At 63.3% G+C, this 24831-nt stretch carries 27 protein-coding genes and 1 other RNA gene; 21 read left to right on the top strand and 7 right to left on the bottom strand.

Annotation, left to right across the window (positions count from 1 at the left end; genetic code table 11):
• The first annotated feature begins 262 nt into the window (after positions 1 to 262).
• Entirely contained in the window at positions 263 to 2509 is a 2247-nt protein-coding gene (locus DEH80_RS04155; protein ID WP_133249109.1) for an Ig-like domain-containing protein, read from the top strand.
• Between the two features lie 15 nt (positions 2510 to 2524).
• On the opposite strand, the gene pspF is transcribed toward DEH80_RS04155, so the two are convergent.
• The gene (gene pspF / locus DEH80_RS04150) at positions 2525 to 3544 is read right to left on the bottom strand and encodes a phage shock protein operon transcriptional activator (RefSeq protein WP_109719208.1); all 1020 of its coding nucleotides are present in this window, start codon (positions 3542 to 3544) and stop codon (positions 2525 to 2527) included.
• 184 nt (positions 3545 to 3728) lie between these two features.
• On the opposite strand from pspF, the gene DEH80_RS04145 reads away from it, so the two are divergent.
• Genes DEH80_RS04145 through DEH80_RS04130 form a run of 4 tightly spaced genes read left to right on the top strand, consistent with a single transcriptional unit; the run spans position 3729 to position 5341 of the window.
• Positions 3729 to 3968, top strand: a complete 240-nt coding sequence (locus DEH80_RS04145; RefSeq protein WP_109719207.1) for a hypothetical protein — start codon at positions 3729 to 3731, stop codon at positions 3966 to 3968.
• 37 nt (positions 3969 to 4005) lie between these two features.
• Positions 4006 to 4680, top strand: coding sequence for a phage shock protein PspA (gene pspA, locus DEH80_RS04140; protein ID WP_109719206.1), 675 nt, complete (start codon positions 4006 to 4008; stop codon positions 4678 to 4680).
• Positions 4681 to 4712: 32 nt separating this feature from the next.
• Complete coding sequence (pspB, locus tag DEH80_RS04135) at positions 4713 to 4940, top strand: envelope stress response membrane protein PspB (protein ID WP_109719205.1); 228 nt, start codon at positions 4713 to 4715, stop codon at positions 4938 to 4940.
• Positions 4937 to 5341, top strand: a complete 405-nt coding sequence (locus DEH80_RS04130) for a PspC domain-containing protein (protein WP_109719204.1) — start codon at positions 4937 to 4939, stop codon at positions 5339 to 5341. Before pspB ends, DEH80_RS04130 begins: the two co-directional genes overlap by 4 nt.
• Before the next feature lie 15 nt (positions 5342 to 5356).
• Here the strand turns inward: DEH80_RS04130 and DEH80_RS04125 are convergent, their stop codons facing one another.
• Genes DEH80_RS04125 through queA form a run of 3 tightly spaced genes read right to left on the bottom strand, consistent with a single transcriptional unit; the run spans position 5357 to position 7976 of the window.
• Positions 5357 to 5782 carry a PaaI family thioesterase gene (locus DEH80_RS04125; protein ID WP_109719203.1) on the bottom strand — a complete coding sequence of 142 codons (426 nt, stop codon included), beginning with the start codon at positions 5780 to 5782 and terminating at the stop codon, positions 5357 to 5359.
• Positions 5783 to 5841: 59 nt separating this feature from the next.
• Positions 5842 to 6939, bottom strand: coding sequence for a tRNA guanosine(34) transglycosylase Tgt (gene tgt, locus DEH80_RS04120; protein WP_109719202.1), 1098 nt, complete (start codon positions 6937 to 6939; stop codon positions 5842 to 5844).
• Positions 6936 to 7976, bottom strand: coding sequence for a tRNA preQ1(34) S-adenosylmethionine ribosyltransferase-isomerase QueA (gene queA, locus DEH80_RS04115; protein ID WP_109719307.1), 1041 nt, complete (start codon positions 7974 to 7976; stop codon positions 6936 to 6938). Before queA ends, tgt begins: the two co-directional genes overlap by 4 nt.
• A gap of 113 nt (positions 7977 to 8089) precedes the next feature.
• Between queA and DEH80_RS04110 the strand changes: the two genes are divergently transcribed.
• Genes DEH80_RS04110 through hemH form a run of 3 tightly spaced genes read left to right on the top strand, consistent with a single transcriptional unit; the run spans position 8090 to position 12139 of the window.
• Complete coding sequence (locus DEH80_RS04110) at positions 8090 to 9418, top strand: sodium-dependent transporter (protein WP_109719201.1); 1329 nt, start codon at positions 8090 to 8092, stop codon at positions 9416 to 9418.
• Positions 9418 to 11055 (top strand): alanine/glycine:cation symporter family protein, encoded by a 1638-nt coding sequence (locus tag DEH80_RS04105; protein ID WP_109719200.1) that lies wholly within the window; start codon positions 9418 to 9420, stop codon positions 11053 to 11055. The genes DEH80_RS04110 and DEH80_RS04105 overlap by 1 nt, the downstream gene beginning before the upstream one ends.
• Complete coding sequence (gene hemH, locus DEH80_RS04100) at positions 11048 to 12139, top strand: ferrochelatase (protein ID WP_109719199.1); 1092 nt, start codon at positions 11048 to 11050, stop codon at positions 12137 to 12139. Before DEH80_RS04105 ends, hemH begins: the two co-directional genes overlap by 8 nt.
• 79 nt (positions 12140 to 12218) lie before the next feature.
• Here hemH and DEH80_RS04095 read toward each other — a convergent pair whose 3' ends face one another.
• Both DEH80_RS04095 and DEH80_RS04090 read right to left on the bottom strand, forming a co-directional pair.
• Positions 12219 to 12935, bottom strand: a complete 717-nt coding sequence (locus tag DEH80_RS04095) for a thrombospondin type 3 repeat-containing protein (protein ID WP_165831282.1) — start codon at positions 12933 to 12935, stop codon at positions 12219 to 12221.
• A gap of 120 nt (positions 12936 to 13055) precedes the next feature.
• Positions 13056 to 14210: an OmpA family protein gene (locus DEH80_RS04090; protein WP_109719197.1), complete on the bottom strand. Its 1155-nt coding sequence runs from the start codon at positions 14208 to 14210 to the stop codon at positions 13056 to 13058.
• 221 nt (positions 14211 to 14431) lie between these two features.
• Between DEH80_RS04090 and sohB the strand changes: the two genes are divergently transcribed.
• The 8 genes from sohB to DEH80_RS04050 all read left to right on the top strand — a co-directional run bounded on the left by sohB (position 14432) and on the right by DEH80_RS04050 (position 19628).
• Positions 14432 to 15466, top strand: coding sequence for a protease SohB (sohB, locus tag DEH80_RS04085; RefSeq protein WP_109719306.1), 1035 nt, complete (start codon positions 14432 to 14434; stop codon positions 15464 to 15466).
• 40 nt (positions 15467 to 15506) lie between these two features.
• Entirely contained in the window at positions 15507 to 16139 is a 633-nt protein-coding gene (locus tag DEH80_RS04080; RefSeq protein WP_109719196.1) for a YbhB/YbcL family Raf kinase inhibitor-like protein, read from the top strand.
• A gap of 19 nt (positions 16140 to 16158) precedes the next feature.
• A complete protein-coding gene (locus tag DEH80_RS04075; protein WP_438938286.1) occupies positions 16159 to 17520 on the top strand; it encodes a DegQ family serine endoprotease in 1362 nt (453 codons plus the stop codon).
• A 46-nt stretch (positions 17521 to 17566) separates the two neighbouring features.
• Positions 17567 to 17758, top strand: a complete 192-nt coding sequence (locus tag DEH80_RS04070; protein WP_109719194.1) for a hypothetical protein — start codon at positions 17567 to 17569, stop codon at positions 17756 to 17758.
• 26 nt (positions 17759 to 17784) lie between these two features.
• A complete protein-coding gene (locus tag DEH80_RS04065; protein ID WP_109719193.1) occupies positions 17785 to 18096 on the top strand; it encodes a cell division protein ZapA in 312 nt (103 codons plus the stop codon).
• Positions 18097 to 18158: 62 nt separating this feature from the next.
• Positions 18159 to 18342: non-coding RNA, 6S RNA (gene ssrS, locus DEH80_RS04060), on the top strand.
• Positions 18339 to 18944, top strand: coding sequence for a 5-formyltetrahydrofolate cyclo-ligase (locus tag DEH80_RS04055; protein WP_109719192.1), 606 nt, complete (start codon positions 18339 to 18341; stop codon positions 18942 to 18944). Before ssrS ends, DEH80_RS04055 begins: the two co-directional genes overlap by 4 nt.
• Positions 18945 to 19151: 207 nt before the next feature.
• Entirely contained in the window at positions 19152 to 19628 is a 477-nt protein-coding gene (locus DEH80_RS04050) for an EVE domain-containing protein (RefSeq protein ID WP_109719191.1), read from the top strand.
• A gap of 22 nt (positions 19629 to 19650) precedes the next feature.
• Here the strand turns inward: DEH80_RS04050 and ilvA are convergent, their stop codons facing one another.
• A complete protein-coding gene (ilvA, locus tag DEH80_RS04045) occupies positions 19651 to 21204 on the bottom strand; it encodes a threonine ammonia-lyase, biosynthetic (RefSeq protein WP_109719305.1) in 1554 nt (517 codons plus the stop codon).
• A 60-nt stretch (positions 21205 to 21264) separates the two neighbouring features.
• Here ilvA and proC point away from each other — a divergent pair, with 60 nt between their 5' ends.
• The 5 genes from proC to DEH80_RS04020 are packed head-to-tail and all read left to right on the top strand — an operon-like array spanning position 21265 to position 24821.
• Positions 21265 to 22116: a pyrroline-5-carboxylate reductase gene (gene proC / locus DEH80_RS04040; protein ID WP_109719190.1), complete on the top strand. Its 852-nt coding sequence runs from the start codon at positions 21265 to 21267 to the stop codon at positions 22114 to 22116.
• Positions 22116 to 22670, top strand: coding sequence for a YggT family protein (locus DEH80_RS04035; RefSeq protein ID WP_109719189.1), 555 nt, complete (start codon positions 22116 to 22118; stop codon positions 22668 to 22670). The genes proC and DEH80_RS04035 overlap by 1 nt, the downstream gene beginning before the upstream one ends.
• Positions 22670 to 23794: a homoserine O-succinyltransferase MetX gene (gene metX, locus DEH80_RS04030; RefSeq protein ID WP_109719188.1), complete on the top strand. Its 1125-nt coding sequence runs from the start codon at positions 22670 to 22672 to the stop codon at positions 23792 to 23794. Before DEH80_RS04035 ends, metX begins: the two co-directional genes overlap by 1 nt.
• Positions 23791 to 24390, top strand: coding sequence for a methionine biosynthesis protein MetW (gene metW / locus DEH80_RS04025; RefSeq protein WP_243412744.1), 600 nt, complete (start codon positions 23791 to 23793; stop codon positions 24388 to 24390). The genes metX and metW overlap by 4 nt, the downstream gene beginning before the upstream one ends.
• Positions 24387 to 24821, top strand: coding sequence for a DUF4426 domain-containing protein (locus tag DEH80_RS04020; RefSeq protein WP_109719187.1), 435 nt, complete (start codon positions 24387 to 24389; stop codon positions 24819 to 24821). The genes metW and DEH80_RS04020 overlap by 4 nt, the downstream gene beginning before the upstream one ends.
• The last annotated feature ends 10 nt before the right edge of the window (positions 24822 to 24831 follow it).

Raw genomic sequence — 24831 nt, 5'->3', positions numbered from 1 at the left:
ACCCACACGGCGTTCACAACCAGGCCCTGAAATGACGGAAGGGCGCGGGAGTCTAGCTGACTCGACCGTCTGTCGGCGGCCGTCGACTGCGCCGCTGCGAAACGGGTTAACTGAGGACGCAGTTGTTTATCGCTAAGTACTTCATTTAACGGCGGTTTGGGCAGGCCGCGCTATTGTTTGGCCTGTCGGGCTCCATTAACCTGCTCGCCAAGGGTCTTGGGTGCGCGCCTGTAACCGAACGCGCACCGCGTCGGGGGTTTTCATGAATATGCAGTTTTCCGTCTGGCTTCGTGCGCTTGCGCTGGCCATTTTCAGCCTGGGGCTGGTCGCCTGTGGCAGCGAGGACACCCTGTCCGGGACCGCCGACGCCGGGGACGAAACCCCCACCGACCCGACCGAACCGACGGATCCCGTCGACACCACCACCCTGCGCATGGGCGTGCTCGATCAGGCCAATGGCAACTTCATCCAAAATGTCATCGCGGTGGGGCAGTCACCCATCGCCGATGGTGTGGGCACCACAGTGCGCGTGGATATCGTTGACGAAACCGGCGCGCTCTACACCAGCGACTCCGTGACGGTTAGTTTCACGGCCGCCTGCGCGGATGCCGATGCCTTCCCTGGGACCCGTTCCACCGGCGCGACGGGCTCGGCCTCGACGGTGTACACCGGCACAGTGCCCTGCGTCGGCGAGGACACACTGACAGCCACGGCCACGTTCGGTGACCAGACCTTGAGCGCCACAGGCGTCGTCGAGGTGCGGGCCGTGCGCATGGGCGTGCTCGATGGCGGCACCTTTACCGAAGGCCGCGTGCACGTCGGGCAGGACCCAATCGCCACCCGTGGCTCCTCCGGCCTGCGGGTCGATCTGGTCGACGAGAGCGGCGCCTTGTTTACGTTGGATAACTTTGAAGTGGCGTTCACCAGCTCGGTCTGCGGCGGCTCGAGCGAACTGGACTCGCCCGTGACATCGGTCAACGGCGTGGCCCGGTCAACCTTCCAGGATGCCGGCTGTGCCAGCGGCGCCCAGACCACCGACACCATTACGGCCACCGCGAGTGCGTATGGCAAGGCCTTGTCGGCCACGGGGACATTGACCATCGAGCCGGCGAACATCGGGGCGTTGGAATTTGATTCCGCGACACCGACGGTGATCGGGCTCAGGGGCACGGGTGGTCAGGGTATTCAGGAAACCTCCACCGTCACCTTCGTATTGCGCGACGATGTGGGCGACCCGGTGGAGGGCGAGACGGTGCGGTTCACCCTGGACCGCACGTCAGGCGGTGTCGAACTGTCGGATTCGCAGGGCATCTCCAACTCTGAGGGCAAGGTATCGGTGGTTGTGCGGTCCGGCACCGTACACACCACCGTGCGTGTGCGCGCCGAGGCCACCGATCCCAATAGCGGTGACACCATCTTCAGCCAATCCGACCAGTTGGTGATCTCTTCGGGCATCACCGACAACGACAGCTTCTCGTTGACGGCCAGCTGCTTCAACCTGGAAGCCTTCGACTACGACGGCGTCGAGGCGGAAGTGAATATCCGTTTGGCCGACCGGTTCAACAACCCCGTCCCGGAAGGCACGGCCGTCGCCTTCACCACCGAAGAAGGCTCCATCGATGGTCAGTGCTTCGTCGATGCAACCGGTGCCTGCTCCGTTACCTGGCGCAGCCAGGGGCGACGCCCCGATGATGGACGCACGACCGTGCTGGCCACCGCAACCGGCGAAGAGAGCTTCTTCGACGCCAATGGCGACGGCATCCACCAGTCCGGCGAACAACAGGCCTCGACCCAAGATCTGGCGGAAGCCTTTCTGGACCGTGACGAAGATGGCGTCTATGACGTGGCCGGCTTTGGCACCAATGGGCGCCAGACCGAAAATCGCCCATTTACGGCCATCGCTGCTGACTCCAACGTCGACTTTAACGACAACGGTCTGCACGACGCAGCCAGTGGCGCCTTTACGGGTTTGATCTGCGAATCCGGCTGTGATGCCGCAGAAGGGACGCTGCTCAATGTCCGCGAGTCGCTGGTCTTGATCTTCTCCGGCTCCGGCGCATTCCTGGATGACCAGTTCATCGCAGACCAGGATGGTGTCAATGACAGCTTCCTGGACGACCCCAGCACCAACACGCCGGTCGACTCCTCAGGCTACGACACGACCATGAATCTGGGCCTGCCACCGGGCAGCACCGATGCGGCCGACTTCGTGGGTGGTGCGAGCATCGGACTGGTGCTGCGCGACGAACGCGGCCAGCCGCTGCCGGTGGGCACCACGATTTCGGTTGAAACCGACGTCGGCACCGCGGTTGGTGTCACCTCGCGGGAGGTGCTGTGCTCGACCAACGACTCCATGGCCGCTAACCGCTACTTCTTCAGTATCGATGCGCCCGCACCGGATGCGGAGGCCGACTCCGGTTCTCTACGGATCACCGTCACCACGCCGCGTGGCGTGATCACCGAGTACAGCTACGGTGTGACCTTCAATCCCGTTCCCGAAGGCCCCTGAATAACAGCGGGGCTGCTACCGCCCGATCTGGTGCTTACGTAGCAGCCCCCGCAGCTTGTCGTAGCTCAGCCCCAGGGCATCGGCCGTGCGCCCCTGGTGGTGCTGATGGGCATCCAGGGCCAGACGCAGGCGCTCCGCCTCGAATTCGGCGACGGTCTCGGTGAAGTCGTACGGATAGCGAATCGGCGCATCCTGGCTGGCCGTCGCAGGCGCCGAGGCTAAGCCTTCTGCGCGGCTATCGGGCATGCGTTGCTGCGGCCGATACGGCGAGGCAAAGGGGTCGAATTCGATACGGGAGACCGGTTTGCCGCTGGGCGCGCGGTACACCGCCCGCTCCACAACGTTCTTAAGCTCGCGAATGTTGCCGGGCCAGTCGTAGTTCATCAGTGTCGCAGCCGCGCCACCGGTGAACCCTGCGAAAAACTCCTGTCGCAATTGCTTGACCATGCCCTTGGCGAAGTGCTCTGCCAGCGGAAGGATGTCCTCTTGCCGGAAGCGCAGTGGCGGCAGGGTTAGCACATCGAAGGACAATCGATCGAGCAAATCCTCGCGAAACCGACCCTCTGCCGCCAACGCCGGCAGGTCTGCGTTGGCGGCACCGACAATGCGAACATCCACCTCCCGCGTCTCGTTCGAACCCACGCGCTCGAACTGCCCGTACTCCACGACTCGCAACAGCTTTTCCTGTAATCGCAGCGACATCGAGGCCAGTTCGTCGAGGAACAACGTGCCGCCATCTGCCGACTCGAAGCGCCCTGCCCGAGATTTGCTTGCGCCGGTGTAGGCACCGGACACATGACCAAACATCTCGGACTCCAGCAGCTCCTCGTTAATAGCAGTGCAGTTGAGCTTGACGAAGGGTCGGTCCCATCGCTCAGACAGATAGTGCAACCGAGCGGCGATGAGCTCCTTGCCGGTGCCACGCTCGCCGATCACAAGCACGGGCTTGGACAGCGGCGCCACCTGAGACAGCCGCTCCAGCAAGTCGAGGAAGGCCTCGGACTCGCCGATGAGTGATTCCGGCTCTCGATTCATCGCTGCACCAATCGGTAAATTTCACCGAATATTGGCCTAATAAACCTTTAAGCACAATTCAGAGAACGGACCGAAAATAATTATTTGTTCAAAAACAATGGCTTATCGATTGTCCGTAGATTGGCACAGGTGTTGGAATGTAGTAGGGGCAAGCCTAATTTACTGACCCCCAGGGAGCCCGACCATGATCCGCACACTCGCCATTGCCACTGTTCTCGCCGCCAGCCTGTCCACCAGCGCGCATGCCGCGCCGAACGTGCGTGAGGCGATTCACGCTGCCACGTCGCAAGCCATTGCCTCGCAGGGCAACCGCGCGTTGCAACTGATCAAGGACGAGGCCTTCCGGGTGCTACGCCCGGTTCTACCCGAGCCGACGCAGTCTCCGAACGATCAACAACAGGGCACGGCCAACCGTTCGAACTAGGCCACCCTCACCTCTTACCCCCCACTTGGAGCCGACCATGGGAATCTACTCACGACTGTCCGACATCATCAACTCCAACATGCACGCCATGCTGGATAAGGCCGAAGACCCGGAAAAGCTGGTCCGCCTGATCATCCAGGAAATGGAAGACACGCTGGTTGAGGTCCGCTCGACCTCCGTGCGAACCATCGCCCGGAAAAAAACGCTGGAGCGCAAGCACAAGGCCCTGAACCGCGATGCGGCCGAGTGGGAGCGCAAAGCCGAGCTGGCGATTCGCCATGAACGCGAAGACCTGGCCCGGGCCGCCCTGCTGGCCAAACAGCGCATCGTCGACGTGCAACAGGAAATCACCGACGAGCTGAAGGTGCTGGATGAAGAGCAGGAAAAGCTCGACACCGACATTACCAAGCTCAAGAGCAAGTTGGCCGATGCCAAGGCCCGGCAGAAGTCCATCGTGATGCGCAAGCGGTCTGCCACGGCGCGCGTTCGCGTGCAGCAGCAGGTCAACAGCGAGAAGATCGACGACGCGATGGCGCAGTTTGAGTCCTATGAACGCCGCATCGATTCGCTTGAAGCCGAGGCGGAATCGTATGATCTGGGCCGTCAGGACCTGAATGACGAGTTCGCCGAACTGGAAAGCTCCGAGCAGGTCGAGGAGGAACTGGCCGCACTCAAGGCGCGCATGCGCCCGGCGGACAAGCCCTCGGACTAGTACTCAATCCGTCACGACAAGGCTAGGAGCCGATGGACGAACTCTTTCCACTGCTGGTTATTCTGCTGGTGGTTGTTGCCCCCATCTGGATCGCGTTTCACTACATCACGATCTGGAAGAAGCACAAACCGGTCAGTTCGGATGACCAGGATGCCAAGATTCGGCATCTGGAGCAGACCGCACGCCGTATGCGGCATCGACTGGATGCGCTCGAAGCCATCCTCGATGCCGAAGTCCCCGACTGGAGACACAAGACATGAAACGCACACGCCCAATGAACCTGCACCGCGACCCGGATCACGGCTGGATTGCCGGCGTCTGCGCCGGGCTGGCGACCTACTTCGATGTCGACCGCAAGGTCGTGCGCATCCTGATGGTCCTGGGCCTGATCTTCTTCGCATGGCCGACCTTCATCGCCTACCTGGTCGCCGCGGTGTTGCTGCCGCGGCGCCAGCGTCCGGCGGTGGCCGAAGCCACGCGCGCCGCCCCGCCTGAGCCCGAGTTGGACGACGACCTCGATGACTTGGCGTATACGCCGCAGCTCAACGAGGTGGAGGACGATTTCGACCACCTGGAGCGCAAGCTACGCGGCCTGGAAGCCTACCTGTCGTCCAAGGATCTGGAACTCAACCGCGCCTTCCGCAACCTGGAGCGCGGCTGATACGACGCGCCCGTTCTAAACGGGCGCGGGACGGGGCGGCAGTGAGTACGTGCCGGTTGCAACCGCCACCGGCTCAGCCTCGTCAACCGTCCGGATTTCCACCTGGCAAATCACCAGTCGACGCCCCAACTTGAGAATGCGCGCCTCGGCGTCGACATCACGCAGCGGAGGCCGGCGCAGAAAGTGAATTGTGGTATCGGTGGTGACCGCGAGCAGTTCCGGCCCCAGGTGCCCCAGAATCACGGCATACATCGCCGAATCTGCGGCGGCAAACATCATCGGGCCGGACAGCGTCCCACCCGGACGCACCATGGAAGCGTCAACCGGCATACGAATCGTCGCACGCCCTGCCTCCAGCTCCAGGACCCGCAACCCGGCCGCACTCGGCAGACCATCGTGTAACAGCCGCTCGACTTCAGCGGGGCTTAGAACAGGCTTCATCGTTTCAGCTCCCATGCGCTGGATTGTGCCACCGGCCACAGCGGCGACCCAAGGGCTGCTCAGTCGGCCCAGCGCTTGAGCTCGCCATCACGGAAACCAGCCCAACGCCCCTGCTCGATGGCCTCACGCGCCCGGCGCATCAGGTCCAGATAGAAGTGCAGATTGTGGATCGTGTTCAGGCGGGCGCCCAGAATCTCGTTGCAACGATTCAGGTGGTACAGGTAAGCCCGAGAGTAGTGCTGACAGGTGTAGCAGCTGCAGTCCGCGTCCAGTGGCGCGGGGTCTTCCCGATGACGCGCGTTGCGAATACGTACGATGCCGCCGCTGGTGAACAAGTGCCCATTGCGGGCGTTACGCGTCGGCATGACGCAGTCGAACATATCGACACCACGATCAATCCCCTCGATCAGATCGCGGGGCGTCCCGACACCCATGAGGTAACGCGGTCGGTCTGCTGGCATCAGCGGAGACAGCGTCTCCAGGACATGCAGCCGCTCTTCGCGCGTCTCCCCGACCGATAAGCCACCGATCGCGTAACCATCAAAGCCGACGGTCTCGAGCCCTGCCAGCGATTCTCTACGCAAATCGGCATGCATGCCGCCCTGAACAATCCCGAACAACAGGTTCGGATTATCTGCATGCGCCTGACGACAGCGATCCGCCCAACGCAGTGACAGACGCATGGACTCCGCCGCCTCCGCCTCAGTGGCCGGATAAGCCGTGCACTCGTCGAATTGCATGACGATGTCTGAGCCCAGCGCATGTTGAACCTGGATGGACCGCTCCGGCGTGAGTTCAACGCGATCGCCATTAACCGGTGACCGAAAGACCACGCCCTGCTCGGTGAGCTTGCGCAGTTCGGTGAGGCTCCACACCTGAAACCCGCCTGAGTCGGTCAATATGGGCCCGTCCCAGTGCATGAAACCGTGCAGCCCCCCCAGCGCCTGCACGACCTGTTCTCCCGGGCGCAGCATCAGGTGGAAGGTGTTGCCCAGGATGATGCTGGCCCCCAGCGAATCCAGCTCTTCGGGCGTCATGGCCTTGACGGTGCCGTAGGTCCCGACCGGCATGAAAATCGGGGTTTCTATCACGCCATGCTGTGTGGTCAAGCGCCCCCGACGCGCGCCGCCATCGGTTTGCAGACAGACAAAGCTCATGCACGGGCCTCTGGCTGGGGGGTGAGCCACATGGCATCACCGTAACTGAAGAACCGATACTGCTGCGTCACGGCATGGCGGTAGGCATGCATGACGGTGTCGTAGCCGGCAAAGGCGCAGACCAGCATGAGCAGCGTCGATTCCGGCAGATGAAAATTCGTGAACAGCGCATCCACAACCCGGAACTGATCTCCCGGCTTGATGAACAGGCGGGTGTCGCCATCCATGGCGGCCAGTTGCCCCTGGGCGGCAGCGGCCTCCAGCGCGCGAACCACGGTGGTGCCGATCGCCACCACACGCCCGCCGCGGGCCCGGGTCGCCTCGACGGCATCAACCGTGGCCTGGGGCACCTGGACACGCTCCGCGTGCATGCGATGCTCATCGATTCGCTCACTGCGGACAGGCTGGAAGGTGCCCGCGCCCACCCAGAGTGTGGTTGACGCCAGCTCGGCGCCGCGGGCCTGTATGGCCGCCATGAGTGCATCGTCAAAGTGCAACCCGGCCGTGGGTGCCGCCACAGCACCGGGCTGCCGGGCAAACACCGTCTGATATCGCTCGGCATCATCTGGCGTATCCGCCCGCCGGATATAAGGTGGCAGCGGCATGTGCCCGACTGCTTCCAGCACCTCCGGCCAAGTGCCCTGCGCCAGCTCGAGCACGAACAAGCCATCGTCCTGTCGCCCCCGCACCTCGACCGCATGGCCACCCTCCAGCACCAGCTGGCCGCCCGGTTTCGGCGTCTTGCTCGCGCGCACATGCGCCCAGGCCACCCTTGGCTGGACCAGCCGTTCGATCATGACCTCGACTCGCCCACCACTGGCCTTGCGCCCGAACACGCGCGCGGGCATCACCCGCACATCGTTCGTGACCACGAGATCACCGGGCTGCAGCCGCTCGGGAAGGTCGAGCACACGGGCATCACGCAGCTGGCCCGTCGCGCCATCGACATCCAGCATTCGGGCACCGGAGCGGTCGGGCAAGGGATGCTGGGCGATCAAGTGATCCGGCAGGTCGAAATGAAAATCGGATTTCTGCATCAAGAACTGGAAGGAATCGAACACCCGGGCCGCGGATCATACGTGAGCTGCCGCCACGGCATGAGCCGTGCTTTACAATCGGGCCAAACAAGATCACTGAATTTGGGGGAGTCGTGGCTGCAGCACGCGAACACTGGGGGAGCCGGTTCGGCTTCATCATGGCCGCCGCCGGGTCGGCTGTCGGTCTGGGGAATATCTGGAAGTTTCCGTACGAGACAGGCGCCAACGGCGGTGGCGCGTTTCTATTGCTCTATTTGCTGTTCATCGTCATCTTCGGCGCATCACTTATTCTGGCCGAGATGGTGCTGGGTCGCGCCAGCGGCCGGAATCCGGTGGGCGCGTTCCGCCTGCTGGGCGGGGGCGCATGGCCCGGCGTCGGCTATCTCGGCGTCTTCACGGGCTTCGTCATCCTGTCGTTCTACATCGTGATTGCCGGCTGGACCGTCGCCTATATGGGCTTCATGCTCGACGGCAGCCTGATGTCATCGACGCCCGAAGCAATCGGTGCGCAATTCGGCGGGTTCATCAGCGGTGGCGTGACACCTGTCGTCCTCGCCGGGCTGTTCATGGCGGCGACGGTCGCGGTGGTGCTCGGCGGCATCGGCAAGGGCATCGAGCGGGCCTCCAAGTTATTGATGCCAGTTCTGTTCGTCCTGCTGCTGGTCCTGATTGCCCGGGCCGTATCCCTACCCGGTGCCGGCGAAGGCATCCGCTTCTTCCTGGTGCCGGACTGGAGCAAGGTCACCGGCGCGACGGTGACATCCGCGATCGGGCAGGCGTTCTTTTCACTTTCACTGGGCATGGGGGCGCTAATCACCTACGGCTCCTACCTGCCCAAGTCCACGCCCATGCCGGGCTCTGCGGCGATTATTGTTGGGCTGGATACGATGGTGGCCGTGCTGGCCGGTTTCATGATCCTCCCCGCCGTGTTTGCGTACAGCCTCGATCCGGCGGCCGGCCCGGGGCTGACCTTCGTCACCCTGCCCGTGGTGTTTTCGCAAATGCCCGCCGGCACGGTGTTCGGGTTCGTCTTCTTCGCCCTGCTGTTTGTTGCCGCGTTGACCTCCGCCGTCTCGCTATTGGAAGTCGTGGTCACCTACCTGGTCGACGAAACGCCGTTGACGCGGCGCCAGGCGGCACTGGGAGCCGGTCTTGTCTGCTTCGGACTGGGCGTGCCGTCATCGCTGTCCCAGGGCGCGGTCGACATCCAGGTATTCGGCATGGACTTCTTGAGTGCCGCGGCGGCCCTCACGGACCTGCTCCTGCCCATTGGTGGCCTGCTCACCGCATTGTTCGTCGGCTGGAAGCTGGGGCCCAAGGCCCTGGCCCTGGTCACAGACGAGGGTCGTCAGGCGTTTCCGCTGGCCCGTGTCTGGTTATTCATTCTTCGCTTTGTCGCCCCGATCGGCATTGCCTATGTCCTGATCAGCGGGTTGATCTAATGCAAGAATTTTTTAATGTCATCAACGCCATTAATGGCGTCATGCTCGGCGTGCCCATGCTGCTCGCGCTGCTGGCCGTTGGGCTGATCTTTACGGTCTGGACACGGTTCTGCCAGTACCGATCTCTGACGCATGGCGTGGGCTTGCTAACGGGGCGCTGGACCGGCAGCAAGGGTGAGGGCGCCATTTCGCATTTCCAGGCCTTATCGGCTGCGCTGTCGGCCACAGTCGGCCTGGGTAACATCGCGGGTGTGGCCATTGCGGTCGAACTGGGTGGGCCGGGGGCCGTGTTCTGGATGTGGCTCATCGGCTTGGTCGGCATGGCGCTCAAGACCACGGAAGTCACGCTGTCCATGCTGTACCGGGACACCAGTGATCCCAACAATCCGCATGGGGGCACGATGTGGGTGGCCAAACGCGCGCTGCCCGAACTCAGCGGACGCCTGAAACAAGCCGGCCCAATCATCGGCGCCCTGTTCACGTTGCCGCTCATCCTCTTTGCGCTGACCGGCGGCAATATGTTTCAGGCCTGGAGCGTGTCGGACACCACCCATGCCTACTTTGGCGTCGAGCCCTGGATCTCCGGCGTTGTCCTGGCGGTGATTGTCGGATTGGTCATTCTCGGTGGCATCCGCCGCATTGGCCTGATCGCCGGCACGCTGGTGCCGCTGATGTGCGTGATCTACGTCATCGCGGGCCTGTTCGTCATTTTCATCAATCGCGATGTGGTCCCCGAGGTGCTCGCACTCATCTTCACCTCGGCCTTCTCGCCCGCCGAGGCCACCGGCGCGTTTGTCGGCGCCAGCTTTGGCACGGCCTTCATCTTCGGGATGAAACGCGCCTTGTTCTCATCGGAAGCCGGCCTGGGCAGCGCCCCGATCGCGCATTCGGCCGTCAAGACCAAGGAACCGGTTACCGAGGGTGTCGTCGCCGGCCTGGAGCCCTTTATCGACACGGTGGTGGTCTGCACGATCACGGCCCTGGTGATCCTGACCAGCGGTGTCTGGCAGCGCGATGCACAGGCCAGCTTCGACCAGCCACCCGCCATGGTGGAGACGGCGGCAGGCTGGGCACCGGCGGTGAGCACCTTGCCCGAGGGCAACTGGCAGACCGGCAGCCAAGTGTTCATGGTGGTGGAATCCGATGCGCGTCGGCAACGCCTATTCGGCACGGTGGAACCCGAAGGCATCGCCTGGCGCCCCATCGCGGCGGCGGAGCCACTCCGCACGGTGGACGCGGGCCTTTATGCGGACTACACAGGCGCAACGCTCACGGCCAAAGCCTTTGACAGCGGAGCCGATGGTCTCGGCAAATGGATGGTGACCCTGGCGGTCTGGTTGTTCGCCATCTCCACCATCATCACGTGGAGCTACTATGGCGAACAGGGCGTGATTTACCTGGTCGGCAGCAAGGGGGTCATGCCCTACCGTGCGTTCTGGTGTTTGCTCATTGTTGTGACCTGTCTGGGCTTTATCCGGACCTCGGCAGAGTTGGACTCAATCAGCACCGTCGCACTGGGCTTCATGCTGGCGATTAATCTGCCGATCATGCTGGTGCTGGGGCACAAGATGACCCGACAGTACCGCGACTATTTCGCCCGGATTCGTTCAGGAGAGATTCGACCCAACAATGGATGATTCGCGCGCACCTCATGGCCGCACGCCCCGCTTGGGCGTGCTGCTCGTCAACCTCGGCAGCCCGCAAGCGCCGACTCCCGCGGCCATTCGCCGCTATCTGCGCGAGTTTCTCTCCGACCCGCGCGTCATCGAGTTGCCCCGCATTTTGTGGCTCACCATCCTCTACCTGTTCGTGCTCCCTCTGCGCCCCCGGCGCATCGCCAAGGGGTATCAGGCGATCTGGACCGCTGAGGGGAGCCCGTTGGCGGTGCATACCCGCGACCTGGCCAAGCGCCTGAACAAGCGACTATCGGACGAGCTCCCTGGCCCCGTAACCGTTGACTGGGCCATGCGGTATGGCGAGCCATCAGTGGCATCCAAACTCGAACAGCTGCGCGAGGCCGGCGCCGAGCGCCTGCTGGTGGTACCGCTCTATCCGCAATACTCGGGGTCGACCACGGCCAGCGTGTTCGACGCGGTCACACGCACCCTGCAAGGCTGGCGCTGGGTACCGGACCTGCGTTTCATCACGGCCTACCATGACCACCCGGCGTATATCGCAGCCTTGGCAGACTCCCTGAAAGCCTTCGAACAGGCCTCTGACCAGGCCGCCCCACCGCATCTGGTGATGTCGTTTCATGGTGTGCCCGAACGCTATATCGAACAGGGCGACCCCTACTTCTGCCACGCACACAAGACAGCCCGCCTGCTGGCGGAATCGATGGCGCTGCAGGACCAGGACTATTCGGTCAGCTTCCAAAGCCAGTTCGGGAAGGCCAAGTGGGTTGGCCCCTCCACGAGCGAAACCCTCCAGCGCCTGGCGCGCGACGGCGTTCAACGTGTTCGTGTGATCTGTCCTGGCTTTGCCGCCGATTGCATCGAAACACTGGAAGAAATCCAGATCGAGAATGCCGACGTGTTCCGTGAGGCAGGCGGCCAGACGCTGGAGTACGTGCCTGCGCTCAACGCCAGCGATCGCCATGTCGAGCTCATGAGCGAGCTGATTCGGCAACACACCAGCGGTTGGCCTGAGCGGAGCAACCAAGACGCGCAGCTGGATCGCAGCGGTGTTCCAGAGCGCGTGGAGCGACTGGGGACGCACTGAGCTTTTCGCGCCGGTGCTTGCGCGGCTTCTTCGGGTCAGCGAGACGAGCCGACCCGGCGCAGAGTCGTTTCGCTAGCGCTCAGGGTCCGGAAGCGCGCTCGACTTCATAACCCCATAGCGCACGATCAACAGCCGCCTGCACGGTCAGGGGCGCCGAGCTTTGACTCACCGAGCGAGAGCTTGTGGGCGGCTGCGCCTGCGTCGCCGCAAGGGCAACGTCAGGCTGGCCCGCAGGCGTTTGACCGGAGCGGCCACGCGGTACAGGCACCCCCATCGCCCCGGCTTGCGGCGTCGCCGGCTGGGCGGCCTCCGCCGAACGCTGGGCAACCGTCGATGCCGGTTCAACCCGCGTGGCCGGTCTGGGCATCTGTGTATCCGTCACCGGACGCCCCACAATCACCTCTGGCGCCCCCCCAGCCAGTCGCTGAGGCGCGGAGCAACCGCGCCGGTCCGGCACCGTAGAAATTGCCGTTTTCGGGCACTGATCAATCCCATCCGGTACGCCATCACCGTCCGAATCGATGGAACAGCCCTCCGGGTCGGTTCGCGCGCCCGGCGGGGAAACCGGACAGCGGTCATCCACATCGGGAATGCCGTCTTCATCCGCATCCGGCAAGTCCGAGCATCCCATGATGTTCACGGGCTGACCCGGACGTGTGTACGGACATTCATCCAGCTCGAATGGCACGCCATCACCGTCACCATCGACGATGAATCCGCCCCCCCAAGCCGAGACGACAAACAGACTGGCCAGCAACCCTGCCAGCCGATGGTAAACAGTGGATTCCCCGAGCATGTTCAAAAATCTACCTGTTTCCCGTGGACCGGTCCATAAAAAAACCCCTGAGGGCGGAATTGCCATCAGGGGTTTTGGCGACCGGGTGACCCGCAGGCCACCCGGTGTATCCGTATCGGACTACTTGCCGCGTGCCCGAACTTCTGCGCGGCGGTTGAGCAGACGACCCTGCGGGGTCTTATTGCTCGCCACCGGCTGGGTTTCCCCGAAGCCGAGGGTCACGATGCTGTCAGGGTTCACACCCTTGCGGACCAGGTAGTCGCGCACAGCGTTCGCACGGCGGGTCGACAGTCCGGAGTTGTACTCCTTCGTGCCCACGCTATCCGTATGACCGGTGATCTGCACGGTGACTTCCTTGTACTTCTCCTGCAGAGCGCGGATTTCGGCAGCGGTGTTATCCAGCAGCACCGAGGCGTACTCGCTGATCGCCGAGCTGTCGAAGGCGAAGTTCACGTCCTCGAATCGACGCTCCACCGGCTGCGTCTGACCGGCAGACTCGACCGGCACGCCGAACTCATCGACAGCCACACCGGACGGCGTCCGCGGGGAACGATCCAGATCATCCGGCACGCCATCGCCATCGGAATCCAGCGGGCAGCCAACGGCGTCAACCGGTACACCCGAAGGCGTGCCCGGGCAGCGGTCGTAGCGATCGCCAACACCGTCGCCATCAGAATCGGTCACGCCCGTCGGCGCCGGCAGCGCCGGCGCTTCCTCGGCCTTGCGGCCGACCGGGAAGACCAGACCCAGGCTCACGACCATCTCACCGAAATCGTTGCCGTTGTAGGCATTGTCATCGGCAAAGGTGTGACGGTAACGGGAATCCAGCCGAAGCCCTGCATCAACACCGGAATCCGGCTTGTTGAGGAAGAAGCCCAGGCCGATATCCGCAAACCCGTCGAGCGAGTTATCAAAACCCGCTGCCTGGATTTCCTCGTGCATCAGCCCGAAACCGATCGATCCGTACGACTGGATCCAGGGGGTGGCTGGCAGGAAATACAGGTTGTTGACGCGGTAGCCGTAGGTCTCCCAGTCCAGCGCGCCGTCGTATTCTTCATAAAACAGGCCTAGCTCGAAACCCCATTTCTGGGTGACGGCCATGCCGAACGCGGCTTCCAAGCCATAGCCGGCATCGGTGTTCCGATCGTCATCTGAGTTGATGATGCGGAACTGGGGCGAGACGTAAGGCCGCAGGTCGCGCGCCTCGGCTGCTGCGGATGCAACACAGCCAGCGATGGTGGCGGCGGCAACTCCCGCACGAAACAAGTCGATCATTCTAGTTACTCCCTTAACGACGTCGGGGTGCAAGACGCGTGGTACCGGTCCGGATTATAGACCATCCCCCCGCAACGAGTGCAATGAAACTTTGACAATTTGCTCACATTTCCAAGGTCGTTCGTAAGCAAGGCCCAAATGGATGCATGCAGCGAATCGCCCTGGCTTGGCGCGTGGACAGCCGTTGCTACACTCCCCGGCCCACCGGAAGGATGATTGGCATGGAATTGCTGGCTCACTATCTCTTGTTTCTGGCTAAGGCCGTGACCGTTGTCGTCGCCATCGGCGCGGTCGTGACCCTCATTGCAGCAGCCGTTCGCCAACAGCGTCACGGCCAGCAGGACCGTCTTGAGGTCGAGTCGCTTAACGAGCGCTACAGCCATCTCAATGACACGGTAGAAGATGCCATTGCCGATGCGCGGGGACGCAAGGCCAAGCGCAAGGCGCGCAAGGCCGAGGAAAAAGCACGCCGTAAGGCATCCAAACTTGGCAAGACCGACGCTGCGAGCAAGTTGTTCGTGCTCGACTTTGACGGCGATATCAAGGCGTCGGCCACCGATGCCTTGCGCGAGGAGGTCACCGCGGTGCTCCAGGCGGCACAACCCGGTGATGAAGTGCTGATCAGACTCGAATCCAGCGGCGGCATGGTCCATAGCTACGGCCTGGCCGCCTCACAGCTCGCCCGCCTGCGCGAGCAGGGCGTGCGGCTGACGGTTGCGGTCGACAAGGTAGCCGCAAGCGGGGGCTACATGATGGCCTGCGTCGCAGATCGGATCTGCTGCGCACCCTTCGCGATCATCGGCTCCATTGGTGTGATTGCGCAGCTGCCGAATTTCAATCGACTGCTGCGCGAGCATCACGTGGACTTCGAGTTGCACACCGCAGGTCAGTACAAGCGCACCCTGACCATGTTCGGCGAGAACTCGGATGAAGGCCGCGCCAAATTCCGGGAAGAGCTGAACGAAGTCCACGATCTGTTCAAGCGCTTCATCGAGCAGTTCCGGCCTCAGCTCGACCTGGATGCGGTGGCCACGGGCGAACACTGGTTCGGCACCCGCGCCAAGGAACTTCAACTGGTCGATGACGTCATCACCAGTGACGATCTGCTGCTGAAAGCCAGCCGCGACAAATCAATTTACCGACTGGAGTTTCACCCCCAGCGTAGCTTCCAGGACCGACTGACCAGCGCGGTGGACGGTACCTGGAAGCAGTTCATCCAGAATCTGCGGCACGAATCAGGGCGCACCTGGCCCTGAACGGACAGCAAGCACCCTCATCCCAACAGGAGACCGTTGCATGCAATTGACCAGCGAAAGCTTTACCGACAATACGGCAATCCCGGGGCGCTGCGCCTTCGCGGTGCCGCATCCGGACACACATGTCCAGTTCGCCGACAACCGCAATCCGCACCTCAGCTGGTCGGGCGCGCCGGAGGGGACGCAGTCCTTCGTATTGCTCTGCATCGACCCCGACGCTCCCACCCAACCGGATGACGTCAACCAGGAAGGCCGCACCGTGCCGGCCGACCTGCCCCGAACCCGGTTCGTGCACTGGCTCATGGCCAATATTCCGGCCACCGTGACGTCGCTGTCCGAAGGGGCTTGCAGCCAGGGCGTAAGCCCGCGCGGGAAGACCGACCTGGTCGGCCCGGATGGTGCGCGCCAGGGCGTGAACGACTACAGCAGCTGGTTTGAAGGCGACGCCGACATGGGCGGCACGTATCGGGGCTACGATGGCCCCTGCCCGCCATGGAACGACGCCATAGCGCATCGCTATGTGTTCACCATCCAGGCCCTGGATGTCAGCGAGCTTAGCCTGCCCGACCCGTTCACGGTCGATGATCTCGAACAGGCCATGGCGGGCCACGTGCTGGCCTCGGCTGATCTGACTGGCCTGTACAGTCTGAATCCGGATGTCCGCATCGATTAGGCCGCACGCCCTCAATGGGTTGAGGCAGGCGATGGCCTGCTTGTTATGGGCATCCGCAGCATTTGTAACGGCCAGCGCTCGCGCGGGGGTTCCACTGCCACTATTGGCCGATGGCACCCCGTCACTGGCGCCGATGCTCGAGGAGGTGCTACCGGGTGTCGTCAATGTAGTGGCGACTGGGCGGGTGCGTGAACAGGCGCACCCGCTGCTCGACGATCCGTTCTTCCGGCACTTCTTCAACGCGCCACGCCAACCGCGGTACCGGGAGACGCAGTCAATCGGCTCGGGCGTGATTGTCGATGCACAGCAGGGCTATGTAGTCACCAATCATCACGTGGTCGAATCCGGTTCGGAGTATCTCGTTCGGCTCGGCGACGACCGCGAGTTTCCGGCCACACTCATCGGTGTCGATCCGGAAACCGATCTGGCCGTCGTGCAAATCGAAGCCGATCAACTAACCGCCATCCCCTTCCCGCGGACCGATGATTTGCGCGTTGGCGATTTTGTCGTGGCCATCGGCAACCCCTTCGGCCTGCGCCAAACCGTGACCTCGGGCATCGTCAGCGCGCTGGGCCGCCACGGCCTGGGGCGCGGCTACGAGGACTACATCCAGACCGACGCCTCCATCAACCCGGGCAATTCCGGGGGCGCACTGGTCAATCTGCGCGGAGAACTGGTCGGCATCAACACGATGATCTACTCCAACAGCGGCGGCAGCATCGGCATCGGTTTTGCCATCCCGGCCAGCATGGTGCGCCGGATCACCGATGCCATTATCGCGGACGGTCGCGTCATCCGGCCCTCGCTGGGCGTCGTGGGTCAGGACCTCACCGCCGAGCTGGCCCAGGCCTTCGACCTGCGCCCTCGAGACGGCGTGCTCGTTACACGCATCCTCGATGGCTCCCCGGCAGACCGCGCAGGCCTGGAACCCGGCGATGTCATCCAGCAACTGGGTGACGTGCGCCTGCGTGACACCCAAAGCCTGCGCCGGGCGCTGGGCCTGGCCAGTGCGGGTGAACGACTGCCCCTGATCTATCTCCGCAATGGCCAGCGGCGCACCGCCCAAGTGACGCTGGTCAAACCGCAGTGGACGCAGCTGGATGGCGCCGAACTTCATCCGCTGTTGGCCGGCACCTGGCTTAGCAACATGACCGAACATCATCCGCAGGCGGGCCGGGCGCAGGGCATTGTGGTTGAGCAGGTCGATGCCCGCTCGCTGGCCGCGCGCTCCGGACTGGCGGCGGGCGATATCATTTCGCAGATTGGCCGAACGCCCATCGGATCGCTCGCTGATGCGCGCGCAGCCGCAACACCCAGATCCCGCGAGCTTGTCCTAAGAATCCAGCGTGACGGACGTTCCGCGTTCATCGTGTTGCGATAACCCGGCGCGCGGTCGCTATACTCCTCAATCGAAGAGGTGAGCGCAGATGAACGATTCGGAACTCAACGGGCTGGAAACCCGCGTGCAGGCATTGCTCGCGGACTATCGCCGTCTGGCCGAACAGAATCGAAGCCTGGATCGCGAGCTGTCCGAGCTGCGCGCGTCCAATGCCGAGCTCAAAAGCCGACTGGGCTCCATACTCGAGCGCATCCGTGCGCTGGAAGTCGAGACGGCCTAGCCTCGTACACGAACCAGGTTGCGCGCATGATGGATGAAGCCAGATCGATTACCGTCACGATCTTGGGTCGCGAGTACCAGATCGCCTGTCCGCCCGAAGAGCAGGAGCGGCTACTGGAATGCGCTGACTATCTCAACGGCCGCATGAACGCGATTCGCAAGCGCGGGCGCTCAATGGGCATCGAGCGCATCGCCATCATGGCGGCGCTCAATATCGCCCGAGACTTCCTCGACCATCGTGACCAGGGTCCGAGCGGTGACGTGGACGATTCCACGCGGCGCCGGCTGCGGCAAATGGAACTCTCCATCGATCAGGCCCTGTCCGAGCGCAACAGCTAGATCGCAATCCACCGGCTGCTCACGCTGGCATCCATCCACGAAATTCGTTGTAATGTGCGTGGTATCTCCTGCGGTGTTCGATAGTGTGCCGGGTTACCTCCTGAGCCAATGCACCACACCGGGGAGGGTTGGTTGCCCGTGGTGAGCACGTCCACTTCGGGTGGAAAGCCTAAGCGGGCGATCCGAATCCCCACCTGAGATCATGTCTCAGGGTCAAAGGCACGCAACGGCACAGGCGGGAGATGCCTTCCCCAGTTTCAATCTCTGAGGCGCGTCGCGACCTGCGACGCCAGCTGCTGCAGGCACGGCGCGCGGTTGACGACACACAGCGCGACCAGCTGCGCCAGAGCAGCGAACGATTGGCGCGTCAGCATGTCTGGCTGCGCCGCGCCTCGCGTGTCGCTGCGTATCTGTCCCTGCCGTCGGAAGCCCCGACCGACCGGTTGCTAGACACCCTCTACGGGCTTGGCAAGCAGGTGTTCCTGCCCCGGGTGGTAGGCCGCCGCATGTACTTCGTGCCTTACGTGCCCGGTGCACGCATGCAGGCACACCGGCTTGGCATGACCCAACCCCATGGCCCGCGGTTGACCGCACTGCAGTTACTTGATGTCGTCATCCTGCCGCTGGTGGGCTTTGATCGCCTGGGCAACCGGATGGGGCTGGGCGGCGGCTTTTACGACCGCTGCTTCAGCAGTCGCCTGCGGAGCAGCCACTGGCCACGCCCCCGGCTTATTGGTCTGGCATTTGAGGCGCAGGCGGTCGACCGCCTGCCCGTTGAACCACACGATGTCCCGCTGGACGCCGTGATCACCGAACAAGGCATCACCCCGTTCCGGCGCAGCCGCTAGGGAAACACGGAACGGGTCGGTTTTCCCGCGATCCTGCGTTGCGAAGCGCGTCCCATACGCGTTCGTGTCATTCGCTGACTTGGAATGACCAAGCGGCACTCACTCCGCCTGGGCTCGCGCGAAAACCGGCTCCGTCTTGGTGGTGCGAATCGATCAGTGTTTCCCTAGACTGCGCCACCCAGCACACATTTAGGAGCGTCTACGACCATGCAGTACTGGCTGATGAAATCCGAACCGGACGAGTTCTCTTTTGACGACCTCGAGCGGCGCCCGGATCAGAAAGAGCCATGGGATGGCGTGCGCAACTACCAGGCTCGCAACATGATGCGAGACAGCATGCAGGTGGGCGATCAGGTGTTCTTCTATCACTCCAACTGCGAGGTGCCGGGCATCGTCGGCATTGCCCAGGTCGCGAGTGCCCCCCGCCCTGACCACACGGCCTTTGATCCGGACGACAAGCATTTCGACCCCAAGAGCGACCCGGATAACCCCCGCTGGTTTCTGGTCGACGTGGGTTTTGTGCGTCATCTGACGCGGAAGATACCGCTCGCAGAGATCAAGCAGCACGCCGAATCCCTGGAGGGGCTACCGCTAATCCGCCGCGGCAATCGCCTGTCCGTCATGCCGATCGAGCCGGACCACTGGGACTACATCCTCGACCTGGAAGCGGGTGCTACCGAATAGATCGGCCTAGGGAAGCGCTGCCTTATCTCAAAAACAATCGATAGGCCGGGTTTTCGGACTCGTCCCAGAACCGATATCCGATCGCTCGCAGACGCTCTAAAAAGGTTTCAAACTCGGCATCCGGCACCTGAAAGCCCGCCAGTACGCGCCCGAAGGCCGCCCCATGATTCCGGTAGTGGAACAGAGAGATGTTCCACTGCCCACCAAGCTGCTGCAGAAAGCGCATGAGCGCACCGGGGCGTTCGGGAAACTCGAAGCGGAACAGACGTTCATCGGCCAGGCTGTCGGCGCGCCCGCCCACCAGGTGCCGTAGATGTTCCTTGGCCACCTCGTTGTCGCTGAGATCGGCCAATGCGTAACCCGCCTGCCTAAACTCGGTGCATAGCGCATCGCGCTCGCGATCACCGTCCCGGATGGCCACGCCCACGAAGACCTGCGCGCGCTGGGCATCGGCATAGCGGTAGTTGAATTCGGTCACCGCACGCTTGCCGATATGCGCACAGAATGCGAGGAAGCTGCCCGGTTGCTCCGGCAGCGTCACGGCCAGCAAGGCTTCCCGGTGTGCGCCGAGCGCTGTTCGCTCGGCCACATATCGCAGCCGATCAAAGTTGATATTCGCGCCGCTGACCACGGCCACCATCGCACCCGGCGCCGCGCCGCGCGCCATGACATCACGTTCCAGCCCGGCCAACGCCAAGGCGCCCGCAGGCTCAGGAACACTGCGCGTTTCTTCGAACACGGCCCGCATGGCAGCGCAGATCTCGTCGATGGACACCTGCACCGTGCGGTCCACACATTGCCTGGCAACGGCGTAGGGGTACGCGCCGATCTGTCGCACCGCCACGCCATCGGCAAACAGGCCGACCTGATCCAGCACCACCCGCTCGCCGGCGGCCAACGCATGGTGCAGACAGGCGGAATCCACGGGCTCGACGGCCACGACCTCGATCTCCGGCCGGCGTTGTTTCAGATAAGCGGCCATTCCTCCGACCAGCCCACCACCCCCCACCGGGATATAGACCCGGGCGATCGGGTCAGAGTGCTGATCCAGCAACTCCCTGGCCACCGTCCCCTGGCCCGCCATCACCCAGGGGTCGTCGTAAGGATGGATAAAGGTTTGCCCGCGCTGCTCGACCAGCGTCATGGCATGCGCCAAGGCATCGTCATAGGCATCGCCGATCAGCACGACCTCGGCCTCCAGCGCACGCACCGCATCCACCTTGATCGATGGCGTGGTCTCGGGCATGACGATGGTGGTCCGGATCCCCAGCGTCTGGCCGGCCAGCGCCACACCCTGCGCGTGATTACCGGCGGAGGCAGCCACGACTCCGGCCTCGCGCTGCGACGGACTCAGCCGCGCGATCCGGTTGTAGGCGCCGCGCAACTTGAATGAGTGAACCGGCTGCGCGTCTTCACGCTTGAGCCACACGGGGGCGCCCAGCCGCGCCGACAGTTTACGGGCCGGCTGCAGCGGCGAGACCTGCGCAACGTCATACACCACCGCAGCCTCGACCTCCTGCGCAAGCTGGGCGAGGTCAACAGCGGGCCAAGCCGCAGCGTCAGCAGCATCTGTCATCAATCGGGGCACCGTGAACGGCATATCAGAAGGTGAGCTCGTTTATCATACGGCGTCATCATGATCGCAACGAATCCACCAACACCCCGCATCGGCTTCATCGGCGCTGGAAATCTGGCGACGAGCCTGATCGGAGGGCTGATCCAGGCCGGCTGGTCGCCTGACTCGCTATGCGCAGCCGATCCGGCGGACACGACCCGACGGCAGCTGACGGAACGCTACGGCCTGCTGGTCTCACCAGAGAACCAGGACATCGTCCACCAGGCAGACGTCGTGGTGCTGGCCGTCAAACCACAGGTCATGCAGCCCGTGGCCCGCGCGCTGGCCGAGGCGATCCGCCCAACACAAACCGTGGTGTCCGTCGCCGCTGGCATCGAGGGCCCGGCCTTGTCTCGCTGGCTGGCCAGCACCCTCGGCACGCCCGGCATCATCCGGGCCATGCCCAACACCCCCGCCCTGCTGGGGGCCGGCGCCACCGGTCTGGTCGCCGTAAACGCCGTCAGCGAGATGGGGCGCAGCACCACAGAATCGATTTTCGCTGCGGTGGGGACGGTGGAATGGTTGGAGCGCGAGGCCGACCTGAACGCTGTGATCGCCGTCGCTGGCAGCGCCCCGGCGTATTTCTTTGCCTTCATCGAGGCACTGACCCGCGGCGGAACTAACCTCGGTTTGCCGCAGACCATGGCGGAACGTCTAGCCATACAAACCGCGCTGGGCGCAGCCCGTATGGCATCGGAGACGGATGTCCCCGTCCAGACTTTACGCGAGCGAGTCACCTCACCCGGCGGCACCACCGCCGAAGCACTCAAAGCACTGCAGGCCGGCGATTTGGATGCGCTGGTTCGCAAGGCCATGCAGGCAGCCGTGGACCGCGCGGGTGCCATGGCCGACGAATTCGGAGCATCGGACTAATGGGTCAAGCACAAAACGCCGGGCTGTTTCTCGTCAATACACTCTTCACGCTCTACATGAGCGTGGTCTTCCTGCGCATCGTGCTGCGCTGGGTTTCGGCGAACTTCCACAATCCCTTGTCTCAGTTCATCTGGCAGGTGACCAATCCGCCCGTCGCCCCGCTTGCGCGAATCGTCCCGCGCTGGCGCCAGCTAGACACTGCAGCTATCGTCCTGCTGCTTGCGCTGTCGGTGCTGCACATCGTCATTGTGCTGGCGCTCACGCCCTATCAGCTCGGCCCCCTGGCGGTCGCCTGGTTTGCGCTGCTCAAGCTCGTGGTGCTGGTGCTGAACGTCTATACCTTCACGATCTTCGTCCAGGCCATCATGAGCTGGCTCGGGCCGCAGCAAAGCAACCCGGCGAATGCGCTGCTGTGGAGCGTCAATGAACCGGTGCTTGCGCCAGTTCGCCGTGTCATCCCACCGATCGGCGGACTCGACCTCACGCCACTGGCCGTCATTCTGGGATTACAAGTCCTCAGCCGGCTGATCAATCTGCCCTATTTGTTTCGTTGATGACCGACTCCGACGGCGTCGGCCTGGTTACGCCGAAACAGCTGCATTTCGATGCGCCGCTGGAGCTGGAGTGCGGCACCACGCTACGCGGCTACGACCTGGCCTATGAGACCTACGGCACACTCAACGAGGATGGCAGCAACGCCATCCTGATCTGCCATGCCTTGTCCGGAGACCAGCACGCCGCGGGGCGTCACCGCCCGGATGATCGCAAACCGGGCTGGTGGGACAACTGCATTGGCCCGGGGCGGCCGATCGACACGAATCGCTATTTCGTCGTCTGCTCGAACAATCTGGGCGGCTGTGGGGGCTCGACGGGCCCGACCAGCACCATGCCGGGCACCCACCGCCCCTGGGGGCCCGATTTCCCCATTGTCACGGTTGGCGACTGGGTCCGGACCCAAGCGCGCCTTGCTGATGCCCTGGGCATCACCAAATGGCACGCCGTGGTCGGAGGCAGCCTGGGCGGCATGCAAGCGTTAGATTGGTCGATTCGCTACCCGGAACGGGTTGCTCGCGCCGTGGTGGTTGCGGCAGCTCCGCGGCTGTCCGCACAGAATATTGCGTTCAACGAAATCGCGCGGCACGCGATCCGATCCGATCCGCAGTTTCACGACGGCCGCTATCTCGAGCACGATGCCGTCCCCGGTGTCGGCCTGCGCCTGGCGCGGATGCTGGGACACATCACCTACCTGTCGGACGACGGCATGCGCGCTCGCTTCGGGCGAGATCGCCGGGGCGAACAAGCGCGCTTCAATTTCGACGTGGAGTTCGAAATCGAGTCCTATCTGCGCTACCAGGGCGAGAGCTTCGTCAACCGCTTTGACGCCAACACCTACCTGCTGATGACCAAGGCGCTGGACTACTTCGACCCGGCCCAGTCCACCGGCGGTGATCTCGCACAGGCACTGGAGCCGACCCAGGCGAGATTTCTGGTGATCGCGTTCTCCAGCGACTGGCGATTCTCACCCGAGCGCTCCCAGGAGATTGTCCAGGCGTTGCTTGCCCGCAAGAAACGGGTCAGCTACCTGGAGATCGAATCGGACTTCGGACACGACGCCTTTCTGATGCCCATTGACCTGTACCACCGGGCGCTCCACGCGTTCATGGACGTTCCTGCATGAGCCTGCGCGCCGATCTTGCGCTGATGAGTCGCTGGATTCCCGCCGGCGCTTCCGTGCTCGACCTGGGCTGCGGTGACGGCACCTTGTTGCACAGCCTGACACTTGATCGGCAGGTCGTCGGCTTTGGCGTGGAGATCAAGCCTGAGTTGGTCACCACCTGCATCGAGCGAGGGCTGAACGTCATTCAGCGAGATCTCTCGGGTGGCATGGCGGATTTTGCCGACGGCGCCTTCGACTTTGTGGTGATGACGCAGACACTGCAAGCCGTTTCGCAGCCTGAGCGTTTGCTCAAAGAGATGGTGCGGGTGGGGCGCGAGGCGGTGATCACCTTCCCGAACTTCGGACACTGGCGCACCCGCTGGGCACTGGCCATTGGCGGTCACATGCCCACGACCGAGGCCTTGCCCCACCCCTGGTACGCCACCCCGAACGTCCGCTTGTGCACCGTGCGAGATTTTGAAGACTTGTGTACGGTCCAACGGGTCCGAATTTTGGAGCGCGTCATGGTCGATCAACGACATCGATCCAACCGACTCATGCAGGCCATGCCCAATCTGCTGGGTGAAATCGCTGTCTACCGGGTTGCGGCCCGATGAGGTGGCTGACAGCGCTCAGCCTGCTGTGCGGCTTGATGTGGACCGCCTTGGCGTCGGCAGAGCAATCCGTGCGCGATGGCCAGATTGTGGTGCACTACAACGCCATGACCGCCGCGGACCTAACACCCGAGATCGCCGGTGCCCTGGGCATTCCACGTAGTCGTAAACGCGCCCTGGTGGTGGTCCATGCGCAGCGCCTGGAGGGCGATCAACGCCAGTCGCGCGAGGCCGAGGTCACCGGACAAGCGCGTAACTTGGTCGGTCAGACGCGAACGCTGTCCTTCCGAACCATCCGTGACGCCGACGTGGATTACGCCATCGCGACGCTACCCGTCGCCAATCTGGAAACGCTCATCTTCGATTTGGACATCACCGTCAACGGACATCCCCGACCGCTAACCGCAACGTTTCGGCGCCAGTTCTACCACTGAACCGGCCACG

It is taken from the genome of Abyssibacter profundi, from assembly GCF_003151135.1.
In the GTDB taxonomy this organism is placed as follows: Bacteria; Pseudomonadota; Gammaproteobacteria; order Nevskiales; family OUC007; genus Abyssibacter; species Abyssibacter profundi.
This window is presented reverse-complemented; position numbering and strand designations above follow the sequence as displayed.